Genomic DNA, 9,684 nt, shown 5'->3' on the forward strand with positions numbered 1-9,684 from the left:
TTTAAAAGAAAAATACAGATTGTTTCTAACGTTCCATTTCAAGAAAGGAAAGAGTATTAAAATTCACCAATTTAATTTTGGCAATTAAAGTGAAAAATTAATTTTCAAGGGCAGAAATAGAAACGGGTATTTCATAAACCTGTAAATGAAAATAGGGTAGTGCGGCCAGTAAATGGTCAAAGATATCTGCCATAACATACTCATAGTTTTCCCAACGTTTATCTGAGCTAAATGCATATATTTCTAAGGGTATGCCTTGTAGCGTTGGTGGTAATTGACGAACCATTAAGGTCATTCCCTTATTTATGGCAGAGTGGGTTTCTAAATAATCGTTCACATATTTCCTGAACACTCCTATATTCGTCAAATTTCTACCGTTAATGGCAAGGTCCTTGTTGATGTTGTTTGAGGTATTGTAAGAATTGATTTGCTCATTTCTGGTTTTAAGGTATGGCGCAATTAATTGTATTTTTTCAAATTCCTCCAAATCTGTTTCAGAAAGAAAACGTATACTTTTTTGACTTATGATCAATGCGCGCTTAATTCGTCTTCCGCCAGAATCTTGCATACCACGCCAGTTCTTGAAAGAATCTGATATCAAGGCATAGGTAGGAATGGTCGTAATTGTTTTATCAAAATTCTGAACCTTTACCGTCGCCAATGAAATTTCTATAACATCGCCATCTGCACCAAACTTATCAAAACTGATCCAGTCGCCAATACGCACCATATCATTGATACTTACTTGTATACTGGCGACCAACCCCAGTATGGAATCTTTGAAAATAAGTAGAATAACGGCTGAGCCGGCACCCAGTGCGGTAAAGAACTTCCATACTTGAATTTCGGTGATAATGGCGAAAATAGTGAAGATGCCTACGATCCAGGCAAAAATCATAAATACCTGTATGTAACTGCCCATAGGCTTATCTCTAAACCTTGGCTTGGTCTTTAAATAATCATTAATACTGGTAAAAACACTTTTGACCACATATAATGCAAGCACTACAAAAAGTACATGTAAAAACTTTAAAACAATTTCTGCGGCATAGTCAAAACCAATAAAGGCAAAGGGTACAAATTCTATTAATATGCTTAACGGAACAATATGAGCCAAGTATCTGGGCACCCTATTGGCTACCAAAAAATTATCGAAATTGGTTTTTGATTTTCTTGCTAGCCTTAATGAAACTGAACGTAGAACTTTCCAGATCAAAAGATCCAAAAACCAAGCCAACACTAATGCAACAATTAATAATATGGCTAAATTAAGATATGATGCGGCAGTAGTGCTTAGTCCAGCTTCTGTAAGATAATTAAAGAGTATTTTATGAAAATCGTCGTTCATTTATCATGTTCTTTCAACCTTACAAAGGTACTATTTGTGAAAGCAACAAGTTAAACTGTTAAGGTAATTTTATTATTTACTATGTATGGCCAGTACGGGTACTTCTGCATAATAGCCCAGGTTGTTCAATGATAGTCTCCCAAAACTAAATCTTTCCCAAAATGACGGTTTTTTGTCTACATAACTGATCATATTTGAATGCCTTATAGCAACAAAACAATTTAATGCAATAGCCATTTTAACATTGCGCAAGGTGTTAAAGCTATGGGCTACGTCTTTTAGCTGATTACGTAATTTTACTTTGTTCCTTTTTTGACCAAAACTTAGGTTGCTCGGCTGTTCTAAACTAAGTACTTGTATGCTTGCGTTGCTTAGTTTGGCAATAGTAACCAAATATTCAATTTCAGATTTTTTAATGTTCGTATTAAAATTAGTGGTCAATACAATTTCTTTGGGTTGATTGAAATCTACATTGCCGGGAACAATTAATATTGGATTTTCCTTTACGTTCTTTAAAATTTCCAAGGTATGTTGACCATATGCTGCTTCGTTTTTGTTTGCCGAGCCTTTAGCTCCCAATACAAGTAAATCAAATTGTATCTTCTTGTTCAGGTTTTTGACTGCACTTAAAAGTGACATAGACTCAGATACGGCATAGAAACTATGCTTGGTATTTTTGTTTAAGCTATGTAATCTGGCAATGGTTTCTCTTAAACCTTTTTTAGAATTGTTTTCTGATGTTTTATTGAACGCTTCATCTGGATCAAGAAGGCTTAAACTATCAAGACCATAGGTTTCTTTGGCATAGGCATGCAATATGTAAAAGCTACACTTTCTATCTTCAAACAGCTTTATAGCGTAAAGCATGGCATTCCATGAATTTTTTGAGAAATCTGTGGGTATTAATATACTGCTTTCCATACTGTACGTTTTAGTTATTGTTAATATTCTTTTATTAAATTCAATACATGATTAGTATACTTGTCTTAGGCAATCATAATGTTTAAATTTTGTTTATCCACATAAAATGGTTTGTTGTAGTCATAATGCCATATTCAGGTTAATATGTTCGTTTTCTTGCTCCACTTTTTCAATAGTAAGTTTTTGTTCCCCGACCGGAAATTCCCATTGAACGGTATCACCTTCACTATATCCCATAACTGCTGCACCCATTGGTGTAAGAATTGAGATTTTATTGTTCTTAATATCGCTGTCCGTAGGCATTACCAGTTTAAACTTTTTGTGCCAACCGCTATCAGAAACAATGGTGACCAGGGTATTTAACCGTATTACATCTTCGTGCATATCGTTAGCGTCTAAAATAATAGCAGTTTCTAGTTCTGATGCCAGCTTTTTAACAGATTTACGTAAGGTGTCATCTTTGTAATACCCAGATAGGTTCATTAATCTTTTAAGTACTACAAATTCTTTTTTTTCTATAACCAGATTTCCGTACTTCATATGCTGTGTTTTATGGTTGTACATTTAATTTTAATAGCTTGTCCATTGCCATTCTAAGCGCAGCCGAGAACATTGGCTAGCTTATTTCAAATAATTTCGACCACGCTCGTTGTGGCAGTATTACGTATTAAAATTTTTTATTGTTTGTTGATCAACTATGTATATCAAGGAAAAATACCTCGTTGTACATAAGCTTCTTCCAATCTTTCAATAGCAATGATGAATGCGGCGGTACGCATATCCACATTTCGCTTTTTAGAGGTCTCGACAACCGTGGTGAAAGAGGCTGACATTTTCTTTTCTAATTTCTCCATAACCTCGTCTATCGACCATATTTCGCCATTACGGTTCTGTAGCCACTCAAAATAACTACCTATTACACCACCAGAATTGCAAAGAATATCGGGTATAATTTCAATCCCTTTTTTTAGTAGTATGTTTTCGGCGTCTACATCGGTCGGTCCATTTGCACCTTCAGCAATTAAATACGCTTTAATCTTGTTGGCGTTCTTTGCCGTTATCTGGTTGCCCAATGCGGCAGGAATACATATATCACAATCTAACGAGAAAAAGTCTGCGCTATCAATGGTTCTTGCTTTAGAGAAACCTAAAATACTTCCCTTGTTACCTTGGCTATAGGCCAGCAATTGGTCTACGTTTATACCTTCTTCATTGGTAATACAGCCATATGAGTCTTGTACGGCAGTTAAGATAGCGCCTTCTTTTTCTAAGAAATACGCAGCCCAGTACCCTACGTTACCAAAACCTTGAACAATGAATTTTTTGTCCTTTAGGTCAATATTGTTATTTTTTGCCCAGAATTTTATAGTTAGAAAAACACCGTAGCCCGTAGCTCTATCCCTTCCTTTAGAACCGCCTGCACCAATTGGTTTACCGGTAACTACATGCATATTGGTGGAGCGTTCCGCTGGTGATTTGGTAGACATGTAGGTATCAAGTATCCATGCCATGGTTTGCGAATTGGTATTCACGTCTGGAGCAGGAATATCTAACTCAGGTCCAATATTGTCGCCTAAGGCATAGGTGAATCTTCTGGTAATACGTTCCAATTCGGAATCTGTATATTTCGTGGGGTCTAACTGTATTCCTCCTTTGGCTCCACCATAAGGCAAACCTGCTAAAGAAGTTTTCCAGGTCATCCACATTGCTAAAGCCTTGGAAGCATCTATATCTACTGTTGGGTGGTAACGTAGCCCACCTTTGTATGGGCCAAGAGAGTTGTTATGTTGCACTCGGTAACCGGTAAAGATCTCAACTTCACCATTGTCCATTCGTACAGGAAAATGAACAACAAATTCATTGTTGGTAACCTCAAGAATTTTTCTAATGTTCTTATTAAGGTCAATAATGTCTGCGGCATTATCAAACTGTCGCATTACATTTTCTAGCATACCTTGTTTAGGTGCTTTTTTTGGAGCTACTTTTGCTATCATTATATGTAGTTTAATACTAATTCATTATTTAATTCACTGCTAGACGTTTCATTGGATATCACGGTAATGGGTTTGTTGGTGAAATCCATAAAATGAACATATTCACTGCACGAATGAATGTTATATTTATCTTTTGTGATCGAACAATAAGAATGGTGCGTACAAGTGGAGCATATGCTGCGCATATAATTTTTCATCGAGCTCATATTATGATGTATTAAAGTGTTCTTACTGTTGTTTGTTATTCTAAAACCGTCTGAGTTTTAAAAGGATAAAAAATTAACGCCAAGAGGGTAATGCCAATAAGTATTAATAGGGCAAATGCCAGTTTGGACATTAGAATATTGTTGTCTAAAGTTTTATTGGAAAGTTGAGTGAGTTGTTTGCTTTCTTCTAATTGTATTTTTGCTAGTATATTTAAATTATCATCTATTTCGGAAAGAGTTTTTAATGAGGTTGACCTTATGCTGCTTTGAATATCGTTATTGGATTGTAGCTCTTTATTTTCCAATATTCTTAGCTTTTTAAATTTGTCGGTCAGGGTATTTAAGGTATTATATTCGGTAGTGGTCAGTTCTGTAAGTGCCACTTCATTCAATAGATTTTCTACTTTTTTATTTTCTTCTTGGTTTAAAATAAAATCATGAGCTGTAAGTCTTAGTTCTTTTTCATGGAAGATGTTATTTAGCTGATAAATAAAATCTTGAACCTTAACCCTATCTTCGTACACAGTATTTACCGTTGTTTGCAACGTAGTAAAATGTCTTTGGTACAATCTATTTGAACCCAAAACCAACAAAAAAGTGATGCCTAAAATAAAGATGGCATGCATTCTTTGTTGTGTTTTTAATTTTGAGAACATAAGTGTTATAGAGTTTATATTATGATTGTACATTTTGCGTAATAGGAATCCACTTGGTGTTATCTTAATAAATCAGCCAACCTATTTATAGAAGCCAAGTGGATTACATCAACCAACTAAAAAAAATTAAAGGACTTGTAATTCGCCTGAGTTGATAGCGTCTTTGTAGTCTGCAGTTACTACTGTATGACTACCAAAAAAACGACCACCATCATTTCTCTTAATTTTAATTTGTGTAGTACCGTCCTTTTTTTCCTTAACTGAGGTAACTACAACTTTCTCGCCATGGGCCTGCCTATAGTTGGCAATACCACCACGTTTGATTATAAAATTTTCTCTTGGAAAATCTATGTGTTTGTACTTGTGCGATTCGGGTTTTCCTATTTCAAAAACATCACCAACACGAACCACTGGTTGTGTAGAAGTGTTGTCTTGAGCGGTTAACATACTTACTGAAAATAACAAGGCAATTGCATATTTTATCATAACTGAATAATTTTAGAATTAATTAATATTTGTTTTTAAATGGTTGAAACTTTAGGAGTGATTTTGTTGGCTTGGTTTGGTTGGATAACTTTTTCTATGACCAGGGACATCATTTCACCTGGTAGCCCAAATGAAATTCTATCACCGACGGCGCGACCTATTACCGATGCACCTAAACTGCTGATTACTGAAACTTTGTGCTGTTTAGCATTGCTTTGCTCAGGTGATACTATGGTAAAAGTTTGATGTACGCCCGATGCTCCAGTAACTTTTATGGTTGAATTAATAGTTACTATGTCAAAAGGGATATCTGCAGTATTCAAAACCATGGCAATACCCATATTTTGAGCTAGAAGTTCTAACGCGTTTTTATGCGCATAATCTTCAATAGAAAGATTATTCTCTAGATGATTTTTAATAGCGATGAATTCGCTCTCTTCCAAAACTAGACTACCGTATTTCATCTACTGCATTTTTAATTGTACTACGTATTACCAAACAAGTGGTAGTAGCTTTATTGTTCGCAATAGAAAATGCAAAGGGTATGCCCTAAAAGTGATTATTTGAAAATATGTAATATAAATTACTGATAATCAATAATTTATAATCTTAAAAATAATTTTTGATAAAACCTGAAGTGGGGAGTATTTACCCGATTGGGTAGAATTTCCCCGATTTTATTGGCGCCGCCAAAGGGTATAATACTCTGAGGCTTGCCTCGAATTAAAAGTTTGTTTCTTTTTGAATGCCTCATGGGCATGCCCTGAGATGTTTTATTTTAGTTTTTCGCGTAAAGTTTTACGATCGATCTGAAGAATTTGGGCGGCTTTGGTTTTGTTTCCTTTCGTATGAACCAATACACGTTGTATGTATTCTTTTTCCATTTCATAAAGTGGACGTAACCCATTATCAGGAAAATCAATTTGATATTTTAAGGCTTCTGGCAAATCTTTTACTTTAATAATACCATCGGACATTATTACGGCGCGTTGAATAATATTTTCGAGCTCCCTTATATTACCGGGCCAATTATATCTTTCAAGAATTTGAAGCGCTTCAGGGGCAATACGCAGAAGGCGGTCCTTAAATTCTATGCCATATTTTCGTATAAACTTATCGGCTAAAATAGAAATATCGGATTTTCTTTCCCTAAGTGGTGGCACGTTGATTTCTACAACGGTTAACCTATAGTAAAGGTCTTCTCTAAATGAGCCGTTTTTTATTTCATTTTTTAAATTGGCATTCGTAGCGGCAATAATCCTTATATCTACTTTTTCAACTTTTTGAGATCCTACCCGTGTAATTTCCTTTTCCTGTAAGGCACGCAATAACTTGGTCTGTACTGCCAGTGAAGCAGTGCCTATTTCGTCTAAAAAGAGTGTACCGCCCTTGGCAGCTTGAAAAAAACCATTTCTATTTTCATTTGCACCGGTAAAGGCACCTTTTATGTATCCAAACAGTTCTGCTTCTTGTAAGTTTTCTGGAATAGCCCCACAGTTTACTGCAATGAAAGGTTCTCTGGAGAATTTACCAGAATAATGTATGGCCCTTGCAACCAGTTCTTTTCCGGTTCCGCTTTCACCGGTAATTATAATGGTAGCTTTGTTGTCTTTGACCCTTTCTATAATATTCGTCACTTTTTTAAAAGCGACTGATTCTCCTACCATATCTGAATATAGGTTAGGGGAGGCTGCGGAAACGTTGCTGTTTTTTCTATGGGCATTTTGTTCAAATGCTTTCTCTATAGCTTCTTTAAGTTCGGATTTGGTAAAAGGTTTGGTCAAATAGTCTGTAGCACCAGATTTTATGACTTCTAAGGAGTCTTCTACAGAAGGGTAGCCGGTTACCACTAATTTAGGAATCTCCGGGTAATGTTCATTTGCAAACTTCAGTAATTGTAATCCATCAATTTCTGGCATTTGAATATCAGTAATAATAAGATCTATAAAAGTATCCTTTAAGATAAACAAGGCCTCTTTAACTGACACCGCCTTATAAGTATGGTATCCCATAGCTTGTAAATGCCTTAGCAAAAGCTCTAGAATATCTATATCATCATCTACTATGAGTATGTTCTCTTTGCGCAAATCCATAATTACAATTTAGGAAAGTTGACCGTAAAAATAGTTCCTTTAGGTGTATTCTGTTCATGCTCTATGGTACCTTTATGGCTCGTAATAATACCATGAACTACACTAAGGCCTAAACCAGTACCTTCACCTATAGGTTTGGTAGTGAAAAAGGGTTCAAAAACCTTATCTTCCAATTCTTTTGGTATACCTTCTCCTTGATCGGCAATTTTTAAAAGAATATGATTTTCTGTATCTAGGACCTTTACTGAAATAATACCATTTTCTGGGGAATAATAAATGGCGTTCATAATTAGGTTGAACAATACTTGGGTCAATTGTACTGTATCTGCCTGTAAAACCAGATCTTCATTTTCATAAGTTGTTACTAGTTTAATTTTTTTATCACGTAATGATGGTGCTAGTAATTTTATAACGCTTGTTACAATAGGAATTAATTGAACCCTTTTCATTTCCTGCGGCATTTCGCAAGCAAAGAACATAAGTTTTTTAACGATTTCTCTACTAAAAATGGCACTGTCCATGATTTTTTCAAGATCTCTTACAGACTGCTTATCCGTCATTTTATCGGTAAGAAGTTCGGCAAAGCCAAGTATATTGGCCAATGGGGTATTTAATTCGTGAGCTATACCGGCTGTAATCTCACCTAATATGTGCAAACGATCGGTTCGCTCCATTTTTCGTCTTGTAAGAGCTTCACTGTCACGAATTTGTTTACGTTCTATAAGATTGCCAACATCTAAGGCAACGTTGTTCAACAACGTTTGTTCCTCTATTAAAAAGTCATCAATACTATATTTTTCTGAAGGATAGCCAACCATTACCTCGCCCTCTAACTTATTAAAGACTTTTATTTTTGAAGATAAACAGACCATATCTGGCTTAAAGTCGTCTGTTTGTACAGTGTATTCACCAACTTTTAGAAAAACTTCGGTTACTTGCTCAAATTGCCATGCCCGTTTTAAGCAATAAACAATGGCTTCTAAAGATGCATCAATTTGATCATAATCTGCATTTACGATAATAGAAGTTACCTCATATAAACAGGTTAGTTCTTTTACGCGTTCCTTTAATTTTGCCTCTGCCGATGTCATATCTATTGTTGTTCAATTTGCTTTATAAAGGTCAACAATATTTGGCAGAAATGAAATGTGCAATAGGTTAAACCATGCTATTTTCATTAAAATTAGGGTAAACTGGAAATTTAAAAATTTTAGAAGATCAGTGAAGGTTTAAGAGGCTTTTACACCATTAAAAATGAAATCCATAAACTGCTTTTCAAGTTCAATAGGGTTAATACTTGTATTGCTATTGTCGACATACTTGTTATAAGACCATCTCAATGATGATACTATACTATTTGTGGCAATTTCAATGTTCATAGGTCTAAATTCTCCTTTCTCTACACCGTCTTCCAAAATAGAGGCAATTTTAGAAATATAGTCTGATCTTTTGGCTACATATTCACTAAGTGCAGGCTCCTTTAAATTTCTCCATTCATTTGCCATAAGTGCCAGCTGGTATGGTTTTTCAAATGTGAACTGTATGTGTTTGGAAATTACCATTCTCAGCTTATCCTTTGGTGAAAAAGTTGAATCTATAATATTATCCATATAGGTTTGAAATTCTTTCGTAATCCCAATCACATAATTTTCTAAAAGGGCATCTTTAGAGTCTATATAATTATAAATGTTAGCCACCTCAAAGTTCATGCGTTCTGCAATATCTCTCATGGTAGTGGCTCTAAATCCTTTTTCATGAATCAATCTCAAGGTTTCCTTGAAAAATAAATCCTTTTTCACGCTCTTCGCCATCATAATACAAACATTTTAAAAGTAATTAACAAACGTTATTCTTTTAATTAACAGTATAAATATAATTTTATTTCATTTTAACATTTAAATATGTAAGAAATTATTTGATTTTTATCCGTTTCATATGAAATGATCACTAAAACAATAATTATTGTCTGTATACTTTTGT

General features: G+C 34.8%; 10 protein-coding genes. All 10 read right to left on the reverse strand.

All coding sequences use genetic code 11. From position 1 onward, the window contains the following. Positions 1-97 precede the first annotated feature (97 nt). The 10 genes from YQ22_RS14055 to YQ22_RS14100 all read right to left on the reverse strand — a co-directional run bounded on the left by YQ22_RS14055 (position 98) and on the right by YQ22_RS14100 (position 9,518). The gene (locus YQ22_RS14055) at positions 98-1,348 is read right to left on the reverse strand and encodes a mechanosensitive ion channel family protein (RefSeq protein ID WP_071341697.1); all 1,251 of its coding nucleotides are present in this window, start codon (positions 1,346-1,348) and stop codon (positions 98-100) included. A 72-nt stretch (positions 1,349-1,420) separates the two neighbouring features. After that, positions 1,421-2,269, reverse strand: a complete 849-nt coding sequence (locus tag YQ22_RS14060) for a universal stress protein (RefSeq protein ID WP_071341698.1) — start codon at positions 2,267-2,269, stop codon at positions 1,421-1,423. A gap of 120 nt (positions 2,270-2,389) precedes the next feature. Further along, positions 2,390-2,809, reverse strand: a complete 420-nt coding sequence (locus tag YQ22_RS14065; RefSeq protein WP_058104285.1) for a GreA/GreB family elongation factor — start codon at positions 2,807-2,809, stop codon at positions 2,390-2,392. Between the two features lie 164 nt (positions 2,810-2,973). Then, complete coding sequence (locus YQ22_RS14070; protein ID WP_071341699.1) at positions 2,974-4,263, reverse strand: Glu/Leu/Phe/Val family dehydrogenase; 1,290 nt, start codon at positions 4,261-4,263, stop codon at positions 2,974-2,976. Positions 4,264-4,504: 241 nt separating this feature from the next. Further along, positions 4,505-5,125, reverse strand: coding sequence for a hypothetical protein (locus YQ22_RS14075; protein ID WP_156894582.1), 621 nt, complete (start codon positions 5,123-5,125; stop codon positions 4,505-4,507). A gap of 126 nt (positions 5,126-5,251) precedes the next feature. Continuing rightward, positions 5,252-5,611 carry a hypothetical protein gene (locus YQ22_RS14080; RefSeq protein ID WP_071341701.1) on the reverse strand — a complete coding sequence of 120 codons (360 nt, stop codon included), beginning with the start codon at positions 5,609-5,611 and terminating at the stop codon, positions 5,252-5,254. Positions 5,612-5,646: 35 nt separating this feature from the next. Then, the gene (locus YQ22_RS14085; RefSeq protein ID WP_071341702.1) at positions 5,647-6,075 is read right to left on the reverse strand and encodes a GreA/GreB family elongation factor; all 429 of its coding nucleotides are present in this window, start codon (positions 6,073-6,075) and stop codon (positions 5,647-5,649) included. Between the two features lie 309 nt (positions 6,076-6,384). Further along, a complete protein-coding gene (locus YQ22_RS14090; protein ID WP_071341703.1) occupies positions 6,385-7,704 on the reverse strand; it encodes a sigma-54-dependent transcriptional regulator in 1,320 nt (439 codons plus the stop codon). A gap of 2 nt (positions 7,705-7,706) precedes the next feature. Beyond that, entirely contained in the window at positions 7,707-8,795 is a 1,089-nt protein-coding gene (locus YQ22_RS14095) for a sensor histidine kinase (RefSeq protein WP_071341704.1), read from the reverse strand. A 138-nt stretch (positions 8,796-8,933) separates the two neighbouring features. Next, complete coding sequence (locus YQ22_RS14100; protein ID WP_071341705.1) at positions 8,934-9,518, reverse strand: TetR/AcrR family transcriptional regulator; 585 nt, start codon at positions 9,516-9,518, stop codon at positions 8,934-8,936. Between the last annotated feature and the right edge of the window lie 166 nt (positions 9,519-9,684).

The organism is Maribacter sp. 1_2014MBL_MicDiv (assembly GCF_001865655.1).
Classification (GTDB): Bacteria; Bacteroidota; Bacteroidia; order Flavobacteriales; family Flavobacteriaceae; genus Maribacter; species Maribacter dokdonensis.